Below are 17760 nucleotides of genomic sequence, written 5' to 3'. Positions count from 1 at the left end.
CTCTCACCGCTGATCCGGGACTTCCTCAGCCAGGCGACTCCGGCGCACTAATGCCGGAGGTTCAGCATGAAGCTACGGCATTATCTGCAATTCAACGATTTTTCCCGTTCCGAGTACGAGCATCTTCTCGAACGCACGCGCTGGATCAAGTCCCAGTTCAAGCATTACAAGCCCTATTACCCCCTGGTCGACCGCACGCTGGCGATGATTTTCGAGAAACAGTCCACGCGCACACGCCTGTCGTTCGAGGCGGGCGTGCAGCAGCTCGGCGGCTCAGCCATATTCCTCAGCACGCGCGATACCCAGCTCGGCCGCGGCGAGCCGATCGAGGACACCGCCCAGGTGCTGTCGCGGATGGTCGACGCCATCATGATCCGGTCCAACACCCACGAGGACCTGGAGCGCCTGGCCATGGCGTCCGCCGTCCCGGTGATCAACGGCCTGACCGACAAGAGCCATCCCTGTCAGATCCTGGCCGACCTGTTGACCTTCGAGGAGCACCTCGGCCCCGTGCGGGGGCGGACTTTGGCCTGGGTGGGGGACGGCAACAATGTCTGCGCCAGCTTCATCCATGCGGCGGGCAAGTTCGGCTTCAAGCTGAGCATCGCCTGTCCCACCGTCTACCATCCGGACCTGACCGACCTCGCCCGCGCCGCCGAGATGCAGGGCCAGGTGACGATGACCGAAGACCCCAGGGCTGCGGTCCGCGGCGCCGACTGCGTCATCACCGACACCTGGGTCTCCATGGGCGACACCGACCACGACGCGCGCCTGGCGGCCTTCGAGGCCTATCAGGTGGACGATGAGCTGATGGACCTGGCGGCCAAGGACAGCATCTTCCTCCATTGCCTGCCGGCTCACCGAGGGGAGGAAGTGTCGGACGCGGTGATGGACGGCCCGCGCTCGCGCATCTGGGACGAGGCGGAAAACCGCATCCACGCCCAGAAGTCGATCCTGGCCTGGTGCTTCGAGGCGATCTGAGCCGGCGGCCTCGGGGCTCGCAATCGGGACGTGGGGCGCCTATATGGCCTCGCCATGTCCCAGAACGCGCTTCCCATCCCTGACGACGTCGTCGGCCCCTTCCAGATCGAGGACGCCGCGGTCCGTGGCCGCCTCGTGCGGCTTGGCCCGGCCATCGATGAAATCCTGGCCGCCCACGCCTATCCCGAGCCGGTGGCCAACCTGCTGGGCGAGACCTGCGCGCTGGCCGCCCTGGTGGGCTCGGCGCTCAAGTTCGAAGGCCGGCTGATCGTCCAGGCCCAGGGCGAGGGCCCGGTGCGCTATGTGGTCGCCGACTACGACACCGCCGGCCACCTGCGCGGCTATTGCCGCTTCGATCCCGATGCGGTGGCCGAGGCCTCGCAGGGCTTTGTGCGTCCCGGCGCCCGCACCCTGCTGGGGGGCGGCGTCTTCATCATGACCGTGGACCAGGGCCCGGACATGGACCGCTACCAGGGGGTGACGGCCATCGAGGGCGAGACCCTGGCGCTCTGCGCCGAGCAGTACTTCGCCCAGTCAGAACAGACCCCGACGCGGGTCCGGCTGGCGGTCGGCCAGGCCGATGTGGGCCAGGGCCTGCGCTGGCGGGCCGGCGGCATGCTGATCCAGAACGTGGCCGAAGATCAGGCCCGGGGCTCCACCGAGGAGGCCTGGACCCGCAGCCAGGCCTTCTTCGAGACCATCGGCGAGGACGAACTGCTGGATCCCAGCATCTCGGGCCAGACCCTGCTGTTCCGCCTGTTCCACGAGGACGGGGTGCGGGTGTTCGAGGACCAGGCGCTGAGCGCGGTCTGTCGCTGTTCGGAGGAGCGCATCCGCGGCGTCCTGGCCTCGTTCGACGCGCAGGAGCGGGCCGACATGATCGAGCCGGATGGCCGGATCCACGTCACCTGCGAATACTGCGCCAGGACCTACCGGCTGGAGCCCGAGGGCCTGACGGGCGGCTGACCAGCCCTAGGCCTGATCCAGGGCCCGCTCGACGTCGCGCTGCAGGTCCTGGGCGTTCTCCAGGCCGACGCTCATCCGCACCCAGCCTTCGGTGAGGCCGATGGACTCCCGCTCCTCGGCCGGCATGGACCGGTGCGTCGTCGTGCAGGGATGGGTGGCCATGGACTTGGCGTCGCCGAGATTGTTGGAGATGTCGACGATCTGCAGGGCGTCCAGGAACCGCCAGGCGGCCTCGCGGCTGCCCAGGTCAAAGGCCAGCACATTGCCGCCGCCGCTCATCTGCTCGGCGATGACGGCCGCCTGCGGGTGGTCGGGCCGACCGCAATAGACGGTCTGGCGCACCTTGCCGTGGGCGGCCACGGCGTCGGCCACATGGGCGGCGTTGTCGCTCTGGCGGCGCACCCGAAGGTCCAGGGTCTCGAGGCCTTTCAGCAGCACCCAGGCGTTGAAGGGCGAGAGCGCCGGGCCGGTGTGACGCAGGATGTCCTTGTAGGCTTCCAGCATCAGCTCTTCGCCGCCCAGGATGGCGCCGCCCAGGACGCGTCCCTGGCCGTCGATATGCTTGGTGGCCGAATAGACGACGATGTCGGCGCCCAGCGCCAAAGGCTTCTGGAAGATCGGGGTGGCGAAAACATTGTCCACCACCAGCCTGGCGCCGGCCGCCTGGGCGATCTGCGCCACGCCACGGATGTCGGTCACCTCCAGCAGCGGATTGGCCGGGCTCTCCACGAGGAAGCACCTGGTGTTGGGGCGAACGGCGGCCTTCCAGGCCTCCAGATCGACGGCGTCCACATAGGTCACCTCGACGCCGAAGCGGGGCATCCACTCCGACAGGATCCAGCGGCAGGAGCCGAACAGGGCGCGGCCGGCCACGATGTGGTCCCCGGCCCGCACCAGGCCGGTCAGGGCCACATGGACGGCTGACATGCCTGATGCGGTGGCGCGGCAGAGGTCGGCGCCCTCCAGCAGGGCCAGCCGGTCCTCGAACATCTGCGTCGTGGGGTTGCCGAAGCGCTGATAAATGAAGCCCGGCGCATCCCCGGCGAACCGGGCGTCGGCGGCCGCGGCGGTGTCGTAGGCGAAGCTCTGGGTGAGGAACAGCGCCTCGGAGATCTCCCCATAGGCCGTGCGGGCCAGGCCGCCGCGGACCAGCTTGGTCTCCAGGTTCCAGTCGCGCGGATCTTCGGCCATGGGGGCTCCTCCCGGCAGGCAAGCTCGGAGTGCGCATCAACCGCCTTGAGGCTTTGCGGTCAAGGGCCGGCGCCCCAAGGCCGCAGCGCTGCGACAGCGGCTTGTCAGACTCAAGGCCAGCGGCGAGTGTCCCTGTGATGAATGACGCTCTGCTTTTGCCCGGCATCCTGCCCTGCCAGGCCATTGACGCCCTGATCGCCCAGGGCGCGATCACCAGCGCCACGGCCTTCGATTCCGACCAGGTCCAGCCGGCCAGCCTGGACCTGCGCCTGGGCGTGCGCGCCTGGCGGGTGCGGGCCTCCTTCCTGCCGGGCCTCGGCCGCAGGGTGGCCCAGCGCCTGGAAGATGTGGCCATGCACGAGCTCGACCTGGCCCGCGGGGCCGTCCTGGAGAAGGGCTGCGTCTATATCGCCGAGCTGCAGGAGCGCCTGACCCTGCCGCCGGGCGTGGCCGCCCGGGCCAACCCCAAGAGCTCGACAGGGCGGGTGGATGTCTTCGTGCGCCTGCTCACCGACCATGGGGCGGCCTTCGACGACGTGGCCGAGGGCTATGGCGGGCCGACCTATATGGAGATCGCGCCGCAGACCTTCTCCATCCTGGTGCGCACCGGCACCCGGCTCAACCAGCTGCGCCTCAAGCGCGGCGAGCCGCCCAAGCTCGATATGCGCAGCGTCGGCGTCGACCTGACCGAAGGGGTGGCCGGCTTCCGGGCGCGCCGCCACGCCGGTGTGATCGACATGGACAAGGAAGACGGCCACGACCCGCGGGACTTCTGGGAGCCTCTGGTCCCCCGCCATGGCGAGCTGCTGCTCGATCCGGGCGAATTCTACATCCTGGCCTCCAAGGAGGCCGTGGAGATCCCGGTGCTGCAGGCGGCCGAGATGACGCCCATCGATCCCTCGGTGGGGGAGTTCCGAGTGCATTATGCCGGCTTCTTCGACCCCGGCTTCGGCACCGAGGAGGCGGGCGGCCACGGTTCGCGCGGGGTTCTGGAGGTGCGCAGCCACGAGACGCCCTTCCTGCTGGAGGACGGCCAGACCGTGGCGCGTCTGGTCTATGAGCCCCTGACCGAAAAGCCGGACCGGCTCTATGGCGAAGGCGGCTCCCATTACCAGCGCCAGGGGCTGAAGCTGTCGAAACACTTCCGCCCCTGGGGCTGACGGCAGGGCATCTAGCCCATCTTGAAGATGCAGAGCTTGTCGCCGTCCAGGTCGCGGAAATAGGCGCCGTAGAAGTTCGGGATGCGAACGCCCGGCGCGCGCCCGTCGGCGGCCCCGGTCTTGAGGGCGAGGGCATGGATCTCGTCCACCATCTCCCGGGACGGGGCGGCCAGCGCCACCATGGTCCCGTCGCCGGCGGCCCGCCTGCGCAAGGGGCCCCTTTCGCCTTGCGAGGCCCCGGACCCTATGCCAGAACCGCCATCGCGCGGATGTAGCTCAATGGTAGAGCAGGAGCTTCCCAAGCTCACGACGAGGGTTCGATTCCCTTCATCCGCTCCAGTTGGCAGATCGGGTAGATCGTTCCACACGACATCCATCGCGGAGCTTCATTGCTCCATGTTGGCGGTCGTTCGCTCGGCCTGACCCAACCGCGCGGCGTCGAACGCAGGCGTGCACTGATGAGCTAGCGCTGCCTAGGCTTGGGGTTGGTCTTCGCCAAGTCGTCGCGCAGTTCCCGGGCCATGTCGTAGAGGATGCCCAGGCCAGCGCCGGCTTTTCAAGCTCACGGGGGGGCGTTGGCTGGAATCTGGATTTCCGGTTAGCCGGCCTTCGCGCCGACGGCGCTGCCATTCTTCCATGCTCAAGCCATCGTGCATGCGCGGATCTGCCATTTGGTGTTCTCCAAGACTGTCTGAAGGGGCGGACGCTCTACGCGCTTCGAGCGCGCGGCGGAGTCTTCAACGCTGCTGAAAGTGTCTCACAGGTCATTGCAAAATCCAGAACAAATGCGAAACAATGGGTCGTCCTGCAACGGTGGCTCGGCTCACCGATAGGGTGACGGCGCCCAGCGGAGGGGTTCATGGGGTTTGATGTCGACACCTTGTTCAGAGGCGCGCTGATCGCCATTGGGCTCCTGGCGTTCATTGTGGCCCGGAGACGGAAGTCTCCGGCGAGCGCCGTCTACACGATCCAGGTTGGCGATCTGACCCACGAAGTCGCCTATGTGGTCCGTGGCGGCCAGATCCACGTCACCAGCGACGGGCGGCGCGCCAGTGCGCCGCTGACGCCGACTCAGGACCCCGCGCGGGTCGCCATCGATCTGGCGATAGCGATGCATTCGGGCCAAGGGTAGCCGGAGCGGCGACGCCGCGCGCGGGGCTGTCGATCCCTACCAAGGGGATGGTTCCGTCACACCCTGGGGCCGCGTGATCGAACAGGGCGACGCCTGAAGTTCGACGACAAGCCCGTGTTCCGTCAGGCGGAATTTCATACCGCGCAATAGAATTCGGTTTTCGCCGGTGCTAGCGTCGCCCAATCACCGGGAGGCGGACGCAGGTTGGACAGGGCGGTATCCCGCAGTTTTCAGATCCTGGAGACCCTGGCGCAGGCCTCGGGGCCCTTGCGGCTGTCGGCCGTGGCGGCGCAGACCGGTCTGCAGAAGAGCACCGTCCACCGAATCCTTGGCACGCTGTGCGAGCTCGGCTATGCGCAGCAGGAGGACTCCGGGCTCTATGGCGCGAGCCTGAAGACCTGGGAGCTGGGGGCCGGCGTCATCGCCGACCTGCCCATCAAGCGGGTGGCCTCAGGCTATCTCCAGAACCTGCACCGCGACACCGGCGAGACGGTGAACCTGACCGTGCTGGTCGGCGACGACGTCCTCTATCTCGACAAGATCATCGCCCCACGGCCGGTGCGCTTCGGCGCCCGGGTGGGCAGCCGTGTGGCCGCGCCCCTGACCTCAGGGGGCAAGGCCATGCTGGCCCGGCTGATCGATGCCCCCGAACGGCTGGCGCGGATGGCGACCCGGCGGACGCTGGACGTCGCCGCCCTGCTGGCCGAACTCAATGAGGTCCGCGCCCGGGGCTATGCGGTGTCAGGCTACAGTCCCGGCGTGGTCAGCACCGGCGCCGCGGTCATCGGGCCGGGCCATAGGCCGATCGCGGCCCTGTCGGTCTCGGCCCCGCGGGAACGGCTGGACGCGGCCAAGTCGAAGGCGATCGCCGAGGCGGTCCTCGAAACCTGCGCCCGCATGGCCGAGGCGGTGAACAGACCATGAGTCAGAACATGACCGATGTCGTCCAGGTCACCCCGGCCCTGGCGGCCTTCATCGCCGGCGCCCACGGCCGTGCGCCGGCGCCCGAGCACGCCGAACTGGGGCGCCGCCACATCCTCGACACCCTGGCCGCCATCGTCGCCTGCCGCGACCTGGAGCCGGCCATCCTGGCCCGAAGTTACGCCCGGTCCCTCAGCGGCGGGGAGGGACCCAGCGCCGTCACCATCCTGGGGACGGAAGACCGGGCGGGCCTGGTGGATGCGGTGTTCGCCGGCGCCATGACCGGCCACGGCGCGGAGATCAACGACTTCATCCCCTCGGCCTTCGTCCAGCCGGGACCGGCGGTGGTGACCGTCGCCTTGGCGCTCGCCCAGGCGCGTGGCCTGTCGGGGGCGGCCGTCCTGCGGGCGGTGATCATCGGCTATGAGCTGGCCGGGCGGACGCCCAAGGCGCTCGGGATCGACAATCTGCGCCGGGCCGGCGTGGCCAACCACGGGATCGGGCCGCTGTTTGGCGCGGCGGCCACCGCCGCCAGCCTCCTTCGCCTGTCGGAGGACCAGGCCGCCCACGTGCTCACCTACTGCGCCCAGCAGGCCTCGGGCTCGTGGCAATGGCTGCTGGACGTGGAGCACATCGAAAAGGCCTTCGTCTTCGCCGGCATGGGCGCCCGGGATGGCCTGCAGGCCGCGCTGATGGTCGAGGCGGGTTTCCGCGGCGTGCGCGACAGCCTGGATCATCCGGCGGGCTGGATGCGCGCCTCGATCTTCGCTGGCGGTGACGCGAACCGGGCCTATCTGGTCGAAGAGCTGGGCGTCCGATCCGAACTGCCGCTGACGGCCTATAAGCGCTACCCCGTGGGCGGGCCGACCCAGCCGGCGGTCGAGGCCCTGCTGGCCCTGCGCGACCGCATCGGCACGGCCGAGGTCGCCTCGGTCCTGATCGAGATGCCGGGGCGGTGGCAGGCCTTCCGCGACGCGGCCATGCCGGCCCTGAACCTGCGCTATCTGGCGGCGATCATCCTGCTGGACGGCCGATTGGACTTCGTCTCGGCCCAGTCGCTTGAGCGGATGCGCGGCGACCGCGCCGTCCACGCCCTCATGGACAAGGTGGAGATCCGCCACGACCCGGCCCAGGAGGCCGCGCCGGGCCAGCCCCGGACGGAGTCGGCGAGGGTCGCCGTCACCAGCGTCGATGGTCGCTGTGAAACCGCCTATGTGCCCCACGTCCTGGGCTTCCCCTCCCACCCCATGGGCAAGGCCGACGTGGTCGCCAAGGCCCTGGAGCTGATGACGCCGGTCCTGGGCGAGGCCCATGCTCAAGCCGTGGTCGACGCCGTCGACGGGCTCGAAGACCTGCCGCGGGCCGCGACTCTCATCGACCTGATCGCCCGGCCAGACTCAAGCGCCGGCCAAGCCTGAAGCCCAACAAGAGGTGAGCTGATGTCCTCCGTGACCGAACTGTCCGTCGAGACCCCGGTGGTCGACACTGCCCAGGGCAAGGCGCGGGGGCGCCGGGCCGAGGGCGTCAGCGTCTTCAAGGGCCTGCGCTATGGGGCGCCCACAGGCGGCGCCAACCGCTTCCGCCCGCCCCAGCCGGTGGAGCCCTGGACGGGGGTTCAGGACGCCTTCGAATATGGCCACCAGTCGCCGCAGATGCGCAGCATGCTGGCCGACAAGGGGCCGATGAGCGAGGACTGCCTGCGGCTCAACATCTGGACGCCGAACACCGACAGCGCCGGCCGGCCGGTGATGCTGTGGTTCCATGGCGGCGGGTTCGAGGCCGGTTCCGGGTCGCAGAAGGTCTATGACGGCGCCCGGCTGGCCCTGCGCGGGGACGTGGTGGTGGTGGGCCTCAATCACCGTCTGAACGTCTTTGGCCACTGCTTCCTGGGCGAACGCCTGGGGCCGGACTACGCGGCGGCGGGCAATGTCGGCTATCTCGACCTGATCGCCGCCATGCGCTGGGTGCGGGACAATATCGCGGCCTTCGGCGGCGCGCCGGACAACGTCACCATCTTTGGCCAGTCCGGTGGCGGGCGGAAGGTCAGCCTCTGTTATGCCGGCCAGGACGCCGAGGGCCTGTTCCAGCGCGGCATCGTCCAGAGCGGATCGCACCTGCGCATCCAGTCGCCGGAACATGCGGCGTCCCTGACCGACGCCCTGCTCAAGATCCTGGACATCGCGCCAAACCAGGCCGACCGGCTGTTGGAGGCGTCGGTGGACGCGCTCAGCGCGGCCCAGATCAAGGTGATGCGCGAGACGCGCTCGCGGTTTTCGCCGGTGCTCGACGGCCTGGCGTTCCAGGCGCACCCCTTCCTGCCCGATGCGCCGGCCCGTTCGAACCACCTGCCGATGATGGTCGGCACGACGCGGACGGAACTCTCCAACCAGCTGGGCTATCAGGAGGGCGTCTTCGACATGGACGAGGCCGAGATGAAGCGCCGGCTGGCCAAGTTCATCCCGGCCGAGGATGTGGAGGCGGCGGTGGGCATCTTCCGCGCCGACAATCCCGGGGCCTCGCCGACCGAGGTCTATTTCACCATCACCTCGGCCCGCGGCTATGTGCTCGACCAGACGATCATGGCCGAACAGCGGGTGCGGGCGAACGCCGCGCCGACCTGGGTTTATCAGCTCACCTGGCGCTCCCCGGCCGAGGACGGGCGCAAGATCAGCCAGCACACGCTGGACCTGCCCTTCATGTTCGACAATGTGGCCTATGCGACCCATCTGACGGGCCCCGAAAGCGACGAGACCCGAGCCATGGCCCACGCCATGGCCGAGAGCTGGATCAGCTTCGCCCGCACCGGCGATCCCAACAACGCCGCCGTCCCCGACTGGCCCGCCTATGACCTGGCGGAGCGGCCGGTGATGCTGTTCGAGGTCCCGCCCCGCCTGGCTCACGACCCCTTTGCCGAGGAGCGCAAGCTCATGGCCCGTTACGAGACCCAGCAGATGGGTCGGACCCTGCACCGCTGAACGCCGGAGACCTGTGATGAGCACCCAGAGCGACACGACCGAGGCCGAGGCGATGTTCGCCGCCGTCCGCAAGGCCGAGGCCCGGCAGTTCCCCATCGTCGAGACCGCCGAGGGCAAGGTCCGCGGCCTGTCCTCGGGCCGCATCGCCAGCTTCAAGGGCCTGCGCTACGCCGCCGACACCGCAGGCGCCAACCGCTTCCGTGCGCCGCAGCCGCTGCAGCCCTGGGCCGGGGTGCGCGACGCCCTGGACTACGGGCAGATCGCCCCGCAGATCCCCGGCGACCGGCGCCATGCCTATGCCGACCTGATCCTCAACGACGTGCAGCCCGGCGGGATGGGCGAGGACTGCCTGGTCCTCAATCTCTGGACTCCCGACCCCAGCCCGCGGGCCAAGCGCCCGGTCCTGGTGCGGTTTCACGGCGGCGGCTTCTATGGCGGCTCCAGCAACGGGCCGGGCGGGGACGGGGAGATGCTGGCCCGGTTCGGCGACTGTGTCGTGATCACGGTCAATCACCGGCTGAGCGCGCTGGGCTATCTCTATCTGGGCGACGAGGGCGAGTTCGCCGATTCCGGCGCGGCCGGGGTGCAGGACCTGGTGGCCGCCCTGCAATGGGTGGCGCGCAATGTGGAGGCCTTTGGCGGCGATCCCAGCCGGGTGCTGATCTTCGGCCAGTCCGGCGGCGGGGCCAAGGTCAGCCACCTGCTGGGCATGCCCTCGGCCAAGGGGCTGTTCTCCAGCGCCGGGGTCATGAGCGGCTCGCGCCTGGTGGCCATGAAGCGGGACGAGGCGGCCAAGGTCGCCGACCAGCTCCTGCAGCGCCTGGGCCTGAAGGCCAGCCAGATCCGCGAACTGCAGGCCGTGCCCTATCAGACCCTGCTGGCCGCCCAGGCCGATGTGGAGGCCGGCGAGCGCTCCCGGGGCGAGGCGCCGCAGTCCTTCTCACCGGTGCTGGGGCACGCCATCCCGCACCATCCCTTCACGCCGGGCGCGCCGCAGGAATCCCTCGACATCCCGCTGATCGTCTCCACCGCCCTGGACGAGCGGACCTATCGGGAGGTCAAGTTCGACATGACTTGGGACGAGGTCTTGGAGCGCTTCCGCCGCCGGGTGGGCGAGGAGGCCGAGATGCTGCTCGCCGCCTATCGCGACGAGGACCCGGCCGCGACGCCCTTCGTCATCAGCGCGCGGATGGCCAGTGACACCTCATTCCGCCTGGGCGCCGTCACCATGCTGGAGCGCAGGCTCGCGGCCGGCGGCGCCAGGTCGTGGTCCTATCTCTGGGCGAGCCCCAGCCCGGCCTTCGGCGGACGTTATGGCGCCGTCCACGGGATCGACGTGCCCTACGCCATGTACGACATCCGCTCGCCCCTGGCCGGGCCGACGGCGGACAATCAGCGGCTGGCCGGAGAGATCGCCTCGGCCTGGGTCGCCCTGGCGGCCACGGGCGACCCCAACAATGCGGCCACCCCGGCCTGGGCGCCCTACGACGCCGAGGCGCGCACGACCCTGGTGTTCGGCGCGCCCACTGAGGCCAAGTCGGATCCCCGCAGCTTCTTCCGGGAATACTGGTCCAGCCGGCGAGGCTGAGCGCCCGCTTCGCTTGCATCGGGAGGCGGCCGTGACTAGCCAGGGGGATGACCCGACAGCCCGCCGATCTCTTTGAGCCAGCTCCGCCGCCGGGCGTGGCGGACAGGGCGGCCGTGGCGGCGGTCCTGTCCGCCCATGGCGCCAGCCGCTTCGTCGGCTGGGACCTGGCCGCCGCCGATCTCACCGACCTGGAGCTGGCCGGCTGCGTCTTCGCCCGCTGCCGGGCTGGGCGGGCCGACTTCGGGTCGGCCGACCTGACCGAGGCGAGCTTCACGGGCTGTGATCTCAACAATACCCGCTGGCGGGGCGCCCGCCTGGCGGCGGCCCGCCTCGCCGACTGCAAGCTGACCGGCGCCCAGTTTCAGGAGGTCAGCGCCCTGGGCCTGACGTTCGAGCGTTGCCTGCTGGTCAACGCCTATCTGCGGGGGGTGAGCTTCCGCAAGGCCGAGCTCGAGGCCCTGGACCTGCAAGGCGCCGACCTCGCCGGCTGTGACTTCCGCGAGGCGGTGCTGCTCGCCTGCAATCTCCGCGACGCCAATCTCACCGACGCCCGTTTCGAGGCCGCCGACCTGCGGGGCGCGGACCTGGGGGACCTGCGGCTTTCCGACGCCGGTCGGTTCCGCGGCGCCTTCATCTCCAAGGCCCAGGCGGCCCAGCTGCTGATCGGGCTGGGTCTCAAGGTGGTCTGAGCCAGATCAGGGTTCACGCCTCGCGCGCCGTAGCGTAGCTGATGAGGCATGAGCCACCTCTTCGCCGCCACGTTCCGCGAGACCCTGACCCGCGCCTGCGCCGCCTTTCCCCGCATCGCCTATCCGGGGGCGGACCTGAAGCGGGCGGCCGTCGCCATCACCCTGGTGGAGGCCGACGACGGGTCAGGCGAGACCGCCTTCCTGCTGACGAGGCGGGCGGCGGCCATGCGGGCGCACGCCGGCCAGTGGGCCTTGCCCGGCGGCCGCTGCGACCCCGGCGAAACCCTGGAACAGGCCGCCCTGCGGGAGCTGGAGGAGGAGCTCGGGGTGACGCTGCCGGCCTCGGAGATCCTTGGGGTGCTGGACGACTATCCCACCCGGTCGGGCTATGTGATCAGCCCCGTGGTGGCCTGGCTGGACGGCGCCTGCGAGATGCGGCTGAACCCGGCCGAGGTCGCCTCGGCCCATCGGATTCGCCTGGATCATATCGGCGACGAAACCGCCGTCAGCTTCGAGACCATTCCCGAAAGCCCGCGTCCTGTGATCCGCATGCGGATCGGCGACCAGCACCTGCACGCCCCCACCGCCGCCCTGGTCTATCAGCTGCGCGAACTGGTCGCCGGCCGCGTCACCCGGGTCGCCGACCTCGACCAGCCGGTCTTCGCCTGGCGATAGGCGCACTTGCGGACGGGGACCTTTGGCTTTTGACTGGCCTCCTCGCTTCGAACATTGAGCCGCCGTTGCGCCGTCCCCGTCCGATCCTGGAGCCCCCATGCCCCATCCCCGTCTCTTCGCCTGCGCCGCCGCCTGCGTTCTGGCGCTTGCCGCACCCACACTCGCTGAGGCTCAGGGCGCGGGATCGACGGCTGCGGCCAGCCAGGGCGTGGCGGCCAAGCCCGTGTGGCGGGCCGTCAGTTTCACCACCGAGGCGCCGGCGGCTGGCGGCCTGCTGGTCCTGCCCTTGAGCAGCGAGGCCGACCTTGCGACCCGGGCCGCGAGCCTGACAGAGGCCGAACGCGCAGCGTTGGCCCGGGCGCTGGGCTCAGCTGATTTCTCGTACGACGCCCGCAAGACCCTGAGCCTGCGGGGCCTCGGCGCCTGGGACATGATCCTGGTGGTCGGGCTGGGCGAGACGCCGTTGGCCAAGACCTACCAGTCGGCGGGCGCTGTCGCCGGGCGCGCGCTGATGGACGAGCCGGGCGCCGTGACGGTGCTGGCCGGCGGCCTGCCGGCGGAGGCGGCGTCCGAGTTCGCCATCGGCCTGGGGCTTGGCGACTATCGCTCCGACCTCCACCAGGCCAAGGCCCGCGCGCGCAAGGCGCCGGGGGCCGCGACCCTGGTGAGCGAGGCCGCCGCGGCGGCAGAGGCGCAGTACCGGCCCCGGGGCGAGGCGATCGTCTCGGCCATGGCCTGGGCGCGGGACATCTCCAACGAGCCGGCCAATATCGTCTATCCCGAGGTGTTCGTCGCACGGGCCCAGGCGGCTCTGGCTGGCGCGGCCGGCGTCTCGATCGAGGTGCTGGACGTGCCCGCCATGCAGCGGCTGGGCATGGGCGCGCTGCTCGGCGTCGGCCAGGGCTCCGAGCGCCCGCCGCGCATGCTGGTCATCCGATACCGTGGCGCGGGCGCTCCGGCCGCGCCCGTGGTGCTGGTGGGCAAGGGGATCACCTTCGACACCGGGGGAATCTCCATCAAGCCCAGCACGAACATGGGCAATATGAAGATGGACATGTCTGGCGCGGCCAGCGTCACCGGGGCGGCGATCGCCCTGGCCAGGGCTCGGGCGCCGGTCAATGTGATCGCCGTAGCGGCCCTGGCCGAAAACATGCCGGACGGTCGCGCCATCCGCCCTGCCGACGTACTGACGGCGATGAACGGCAAGACCATCGAGATCGTCTCCACCGACGCCGAGGGCCGCCTGGTCCTGGCGGACGCCCTGTCCTGGGTGGACGCCCAGCTGGAGCCGGCTGCGGTGGTGGATGTGGCCACCTTGACCGGCGCCGTGCGGCAGGCCCTGGGGGATGAGTATGCCGGCCTGTTCACCCGCCATGACGCCCTGGCCGATCAGCTCGAGGCGGCCGGCGAGGCGGTGGACGAACCCCTGTGGCGGCTTCCCCTGCACCCCAGCTACGGGTCCGACATCAGCTCCACCATCGCCGATCTGAAGAATGGCGGCGGCGAAGGGGCCGGCGCCGGCACGGGCGCCCACTTCATCGGCGAGTTCATCGACCCCGACATTCCCTGGGCTCACCTGGACATCGCCGGCATGGCCTATGGGGCGGCCGATGACATGAAGCCTGCGGGCTCGGCCGGGTTTACGGTGCGTCTGCTTGAGCGTTTCGTGCGGGATTTCCAGCCCATCGCCGGCCCTGAAACCTGATCGGAAAGTCATGCTGATGCGCCCCCTCCTGCCTGGCGTCGCCCTCGTCCTGCTCCTGGCCGCCTGCTCGCCCGGGGAAGAGGCCGGGCCTGGCCAAGCGCCGGCGCCGACCACAGAGCCCGCGGTCAGCGCCATCTCCGTCACCGCGCCGCCCACCTTCCAGGGGGAGTGGAACGCCGATCCTTCAGCCTGTGGCGGGGGTGGCGACGAGTCGCGCCTGACCATTGGTCCGGACGCCATCGGCTTCTATGAGAGCCAGGGTGAGATCAGCGCCACCCGCCTTGAGGCCGACGGCCGCCTGGCGATCGAGGCGATGATGAGCGGCGAGGGCGAAACCTGGGTCGACAGCCGGGTGTTCCAGCTCTCCGAGGACGGCCAGACCCTGACGGATGTGAGCGAAGGCTCAACCGGCCTCGTTCGCCGCCGCTGTCCTTAGGGCGCGTCTGCCGCCTGGGCCGAAATGAACTCCGCGACAGCCGCCCAAAGGGCCTGGTCATGGCCGACCCAGAGGTGGCCGCCTTCCTCGAACAGGACGAGTTCGGCCGTGGGCGCCAGCTGCGCCACATGGACCGCGGCCCGGTCGGTCCCATAGAGGTCGTCCCGGGCGGCGATGGCCAGCACGGGGCAGGCGATCCGGTCAAAATCGTAGGGGGGCGGCGCGCCGGAGGTGGCGCCGTCCATGATCAGGCCGTCCCGGCGCGGGCGGATCGGCAGGATGTGGAACAGGACCTCGCTTACCCGTCGGCGCTCTGAGGCCGTGGCCGTGGTCAGCAGGGCCGGATCAGTCCCCAGGACCGTGCGGACCATCAGATCCGGCGCGGCCTTCATCCCCAGCCAGAACACCAGGTCCGAGCCCAGGGCGGCCTGGATAAGGGCGTCGACCACGGGCGGGGTTGGCGCCCGGGCGTCGGGCGCCCGGTCGGGCGCATAGAGGGCCGGGGCGACCAGCACCAGGCCCCGGCAGAGCTCAGGATGGCGCAGCGCCAGCTGGGTCGCCGACAGGGCGCCGGCCGAGCCGCCGAGGATCACCACGGGCCCCGTTGCAAGGGCGCCCAGCAATTCGGCCAGGGCGTCGGCCTGCATCTCCGGGGTCGCGCCCGCCGGCATGGGGCTCTGCAGGTAGCCGAACCGCGAGGGGGAGATCCGCCGGACGCCCGTCAGGGGTTCCGAAAAGGCCAGGCCCTGGTCAAAGCCGCCGCCGCTGCCATGGATGACCAGCACGGCGGGCCCCTGGCCGTCCTCGGCGTACTCCACCGGCCCGAAGGCGGTCTCGACCACCTGGCTACGCCCGGCGAGCGCGGCGCGGGCCTGGGTCATGTCGCGATGATAGGCCCGCGCGCCGGTCCCGAGGGCGGCTAGGGCGGCCAGCGACAGGGCGGCCAGCAGGCCTGTGGTCAGCGGGCGCAAGGACGGCGTCTCCAGGTTCGCGGACCTGAGAGAAACGCCGCCTGCGCCAGCCCGGCTATGACGCCGGTCAAATCCGCCCCCGAAGGGGCGGGACCAGGATCAGGCGCCGGCGGCCTGCGCCTTACGTTCGCGCCGGCGGCGGGTGAGGATGTGCTCGGTATAGCCGTTGGGCTGGACGCGGCCTTCGAACACCAGCTCCAGGGCGGCCTGATAGGCGACGCTGGCGTCGAGATTCAAGCTCATGGGCTGATAGAGGGCGTCGCCGGCGTTCTGGCCGTCCACCACCTTGGCCATGCGGGCGAAGGTTTCGCGCACCTGGGCCTCGGTGCAGATGCCGTGGTGAAGCCAGTTGGCGATGTGCTGGCTGGAGATCCGCAGGGTCGCCCGGTCCTCCATCAGCCCCACGTCGTGGATGTCCGGCACCTTGGAGCAGCCGACCCCCTGGTCGATCCAGCGCACCACATAGCCGAGGATGCCCTGGACGTTGTTGTCCAGCTCCTGGGCGATGTCGGCGGCGTTCCAGTTGGACTTGGCCAGGGGCAGGGTGAGCAGATCCTCCAGGCCCGTGGGCTCAGTGGCGTCCATTGAGGCCTGCAGGGCGGCCACATCCACCTGGTGATAGTGCAGGGCGTGCAGGACGGCGGCCGTGGGCGAGGGCACCCAGGCGGTGTTGGCGCCGGCCCTGGGGTGGCCGATCTTGGCGGCCAGCATGTCCTTCATCATGTCGGGGGCGGCCCACATGCCCTTGCCGATCTGGGCGCGGCCGATGAAGCCGGTGGCCAGGCCGATCTCCACATTGCGCTTCTCATAGGCCGGCAGCCAGGGCTCGGCCTTCATGGCGTCCTTGCGGACCATGGGGCCAGCCTCCATGGCGGTGTGGATCTCATCGCCGGTGCGGTCGAGGAAGCCGGTGTTGATGAACACGATCCGCTCCCGGGCCGCATGGATGCAGGCCTTGAGGTTGGCGCTGGTGCGGCGCTCCTCGTCCATGACGCCGATCTTGACGGTGTTGCGCGGCAGGCCCAGCGCGTCCTCGACCAGGTCGAAGAGGCGGACGGCCAGCGCCACCTCGTCGGGTCCATGCATCTTGGGCTTCACCACATAGATGGAGCCGGCCGGGCTGTTGGTCTTCTGGCCCTTCAGGTCGTGCAGGGCCGCAGCCACGGTGATCAGGGCGTCGACGGCGGTCTCGAAGGCGTCCTGGCCATCGAAGCGCACCATGTCGGTGATCATGTGGTGGCCGACATTGCGGACCAGCAGGAGGCTGCGGCCGCGCAGGGTCAAGTCCGAACCGTCCGGGGCGGTATAGACCCGGTCGGGCTCCAGCCGGCGGGTCTCGGTGCGGCCGCCCTTGGGGAAGCTCGCCTCCAGGTCGCCGCGCATCAGGCCCAGCCAGTTGCGATAGACGCCGGTCTTGTCCTCGGCGTCCACGGCGGCGACGGAATCCTCGCAGTCCTGGATGGCGGTCAGGGCGGCTTCCACCAGCACGTCGGCGACGCCTGCCGGGTCGTCCTTGCCGATATTGCTCGACCGGTCGACGAGGATCTCCAGGTGCAGGCCGTTGTGACGCAGCAGCACGCCCTCGGGGGCGTCCTTTGAGCCCCGCCAGCCGGCCAGCTGATCGTCGGTGGCGAGGCGGGCCTCGGTCCCGTCCTTCAGGCGGACCACCAGGTCCTTGCCGGCGATGGCGTAGCTGACAGCGTCGGCGTGGGAGCCGGCCGTGAGCGGGGCCACCTGGTCCAGCAGCTGGCGGGCATAGGCGATCACCTTGCCGCCGCGCTCGGGATCATAGCCCTTGCCGCCGGTGGGCGGCTCCAGGGCGTCGGTGCCGTAGAGGGCGTCATAGAGGCTGCCCCAGCGGGCGTTGGCGGCGTTCAGCGCATAGCGGGCGTTGGACACCGGCACCACGAGCTGCGGTCCCGCCAGGCGGGCGATCTCGGGGTCGACGTTCTGGGTGTCGATCTTGAAGGCCGGCGGGGCGGGCAGCAGATAGCCGATCTCGCGCAGGAAGGCGGTCTGTTCGGAAACGCTGACATCCTTGCCGCGGCGCTCGCGCCACCAGGCGTCGATGGCGGTCTGCAGCTCGTCCCGGCGCTTCAGCAGCTCGGCGTTGCGCGGGGTGAAGTCGGCCAGGATGCTTTCCAGAGCCGCCCAGAAGGCTTTCGGCTCTACGCCCGTGCCCGGCAGCAGCTCGCCTTCGACAAAGGCGTGCAGAAGATCGTCGACCGAAAGGGTGTTGCTGATGTCCATGCGCTTAACCAGGCTCTCGATATGGCGTTCTCGACGACGCCGCGCTTAAGGCGACATCCTCGCTCGGCCGCTTTACTGCACGGAAGCGCGCGGCTTTGAAGCCCCTATCGCAAGGGAGGC

General features: G+C 69.9%; 16 protein-coding genes and 1 tRNA gene. 13 read left to right on the top strand and 4 right to left on the bottom strand.

From position 1 onward, the window contains the following. The first annotated feature begins 66 nt into the window (after positions 1-66). Positions 67-981, top strand: a complete 915-nt coding sequence (argF, locus tag Q7S93_RS08725) for an ornithine carbamoyltransferase (RefSeq protein WP_304713496.1) — start codon at positions 67-69, stop codon at positions 979-981. A 54-nt stretch (positions 982-1035) separates the two neighbouring features. Beyond that, complete coding sequence (locus Q7S93_RS08720) at positions 1036-1947, top strand: Hsp33 family molecular chaperone (protein ID WP_304713495.1); 912 nt, start codon at positions 1036-1038, stop codon at positions 1945-1947. A gap of 6 nt (positions 1948-1953) precedes the next feature. On the opposite strand, the gene metZ is transcribed toward Q7S93_RS08720, so the two are convergent. After that, entirely contained in the window at positions 1954-3138 is a 1185-nt protein-coding gene (metZ, locus tag Q7S93_RS08715; protein ID WP_304713494.1) for an O-succinylhomoserine sulfhydrylase, read from the bottom strand. 137 nt (positions 3139-3275) lie between these two features. Between metZ and Q7S93_RS08710 the strand changes: the two genes are divergently transcribed. After that, positions 3276-4298, top strand: coding sequence for a 2'-deoxycytidine 5'-triphosphate deaminase (locus Q7S93_RS08710; protein ID WP_304713493.1), 1023 nt, complete (start codon positions 3276-3278; stop codon positions 4296-4298). Between the two features lie 11 nt (positions 4299-4309). Here Q7S93_RS08710 and Q7S93_RS08705 read toward each other — a convergent pair whose 3' ends face one another. Then, the gene (locus Q7S93_RS08705) at positions 4310-4510 is read right to left on the bottom strand and encodes a hypothetical protein (RefSeq protein ID WP_304713492.1); all 201 of its coding nucleotides are present in this window, start codon (positions 4508-4510) and stop codon (positions 4310-4312) included. Between the two features lie 53 nt (positions 4511-4563). Between Q7S93_RS08705 and Q7S93_RS08700 the strand changes: the two genes are divergently transcribed. The 10 genes from Q7S93_RS08700 to Q7S93_RS08655 all read left to right on the top strand — a co-directional run bounded on the left by Q7S93_RS08700 (position 4564) and on the right by Q7S93_RS08655 (position 14419). Continuing rightward, positions 4564-4637: transfer RNA gene (locus Q7S93_RS08700), tRNA-Gly, on the top strand. Positions 4638-5157: 520 nt separating this feature from the next. Beyond that, complete coding sequence (locus Q7S93_RS08695; protein ID WP_304713491.1) at positions 5158-5430, top strand: hypothetical protein; 273 nt, start codon at positions 5158-5160, stop codon at positions 5428-5430. 204 nt (positions 5431-5634) lie between these two features. Beyond that, a complete protein-coding gene (locus tag Q7S93_RS08690) occupies positions 5635-6354 on the top strand; it encodes an IclR family transcriptional regulator (RefSeq protein ID WP_304713490.1) in 720 nt (239 codons plus the stop codon). Positions 6355-6362: 8 nt separating this feature from the next. Then, complete coding sequence (locus tag Q7S93_RS08685; RefSeq protein ID WP_304713489.1) at positions 6363-7769, top strand: MmgE/PrpD family protein; 1407 nt, start codon at positions 6363-6365, stop codon at positions 7767-7769. 21 nt (positions 7770-7790) lie between these two features. After that, positions 7791-9326 carry a carboxylesterase/lipase family protein gene (locus tag Q7S93_RS08680; protein WP_304713488.1) on the top strand — a complete coding sequence of 512 codons (1536 nt, stop codon included), beginning with the start codon at positions 7791-7793 and terminating at the stop codon, positions 9324-9326. Between the two features lie 16 nt (positions 9327-9342). Then, positions 9343-10914 carry a carboxylesterase/lipase family protein gene (locus Q7S93_RS08675; protein ID WP_304713487.1) on the top strand — a complete coding sequence of 524 codons (1572 nt, stop codon included), beginning with the start codon at positions 9343-9345 and terminating at the stop codon, positions 10912-10914. A gap of 47 nt (positions 10915-10961) precedes the next feature. Beyond that, a complete protein-coding gene (locus tag Q7S93_RS08670; protein WP_304713486.1) occupies positions 10962-11603 on the top strand; it encodes a pentapeptide repeat-containing protein in 642 nt (213 codons plus the stop codon). A gap of 48 nt (positions 11604-11651) precedes the next feature. Next, positions 11652-12278 carry an NUDIX hydrolase gene (locus tag Q7S93_RS08665; protein WP_304713485.1) on the top strand — a complete coding sequence of 209 codons (627 nt, stop codon included), beginning with the start codon at positions 11652-11654 and terminating at the stop codon, positions 12276-12278. Between the two features lie 97 nt (positions 12279-12375). After that, complete coding sequence (locus Q7S93_RS08660; protein WP_304713484.1) at positions 12376-13983, top strand: leucyl aminopeptidase; 1608 nt, start codon at positions 12376-12378, stop codon at positions 13981-13983. A gap of 16 nt (positions 13984-13999) precedes the next feature. Continuing rightward, the gene (locus tag Q7S93_RS08655; RefSeq protein WP_304713483.1) at positions 14000-14419 is read left to right on the top strand and encodes a hypothetical protein; all 420 of its coding nucleotides are present in this window, start codon (positions 14000-14002) and stop codon (positions 14417-14419) included. On the opposite strand, the gene Q7S93_RS08650 is transcribed toward Q7S93_RS08655, so the two are convergent. Then, a complete protein-coding gene (locus tag Q7S93_RS08650; RefSeq protein WP_304713482.1) occupies positions 14416-15390 on the bottom strand; it encodes an alpha/beta fold hydrolase in 975 nt (324 codons plus the stop codon). The genes Q7S93_RS08655 and Q7S93_RS08650 overlap by 4 nt on opposite strands. Before the next feature lie 99 nt (positions 15391-15489). Beyond that, entirely contained in the window at positions 15490-17640 is a 2151-nt protein-coding gene (locus Q7S93_RS08645; RefSeq protein WP_304713481.1) for a malate synthase G, read from the bottom strand. Positions 17641-17760 lie beyond the last annotated feature (120 nt).

It is taken from the genome of Phenylobacterium sp. (assembly GCF_030646615.1).
Lineage (GTDB): Bacteria > Pseudomonadota > Alphaproteobacteria > Caulobacterales > Caulobacteraceae > Phenylobacterium.
Note: the sequence above shows the minus strand (reverse complement) of the source record. Positions and strands in the feature narration are given on the sequence as shown.

Coding starts and splice junctions, on each gene's coding strand:
- argF (WP_304713496.1), top strand. CDS start 67: ATGAAGCTACGGCATTATCTGCAATTCAACGATTTTTCCCGTTCCGAG.
- Q7S93_RS08720 (WP_304713495.1), top strand. CDS start 1,036: ATGTCCCAGAACGCGCTTCCCATCCCTGACGACGTCGTCGGCCCCTTC.
- metZ (WP_304713494.1), bottom strand. CDS start 3,138: ATGGCCGAAGATCCGCGCGACTGGAACCTGGAGACCAAGCTGGTCCGC.
- Q7S93_RS08710 (WP_304713493.1), top strand. CDS start 3,276: ATGAATGACGCTCTGCTTTTGCCCGGCATCCTGCCCTGCCAGGCCATT.
- Q7S93_RS08695 (WP_304713491.1), top strand. CDS start 5,158: ATGGGGTTTGATGTCGACACCTTGTTCAGAGGCGCGCTGATCGCCATT.
- Q7S93_RS08685 (WP_304713489.1), top strand. CDS start 6,363: ATGACCGATGTCGTCCAGGTCACCCCGGCCCTGGCGGCCTTCATCGCC.
- Q7S93_RS08680 (WP_304713488.1), top strand. CDS start 7,791: ATGTCCTCCGTGACCGAACTGTCCGTCGAGACCCCGGTGGTCGACACT.
- Q7S93_RS08675 (WP_304713487.1), top strand. CDS start 9,343: ATGAGCACCCAGAGCGACACGACCGAGGCCGAGGCGATGTTCGCCGCC.
- Q7S93_RS08670 (WP_304713486.1), top strand. CDS start 10,962: ATGACCCGACAGCCCGCCGATCTCTTTGAGCCAGCTCCGCCGCCGGGC.
- Q7S93_RS08665 (WP_304713485.1), top strand. CDS start 11,652: ATGAGCCACCTCTTCGCCGCCACGTTCCGCGAGACCCTGACCCGCGCC.
- Q7S93_RS08660 (WP_304713484.1), top strand. CDS start 12,376: ATGCCCCATCCCCGTCTCTTCGCCTGCGCCGCCGCCTGCGTTCTGGCG.
- Q7S93_RS08655 (WP_304713483.1), top strand. CDS start 14,000: ATGCGCCCCCTCCTGCCTGGCGTCGCCCTCGTCCTGCTCCTGGCCGCC.
- Q7S93_RS08645 (WP_304713481.1), bottom strand. CDS start 17,640: ATGGACATCAGCAACACCCTTTCGGTCGACGATCTTCTGCACGCCTTT.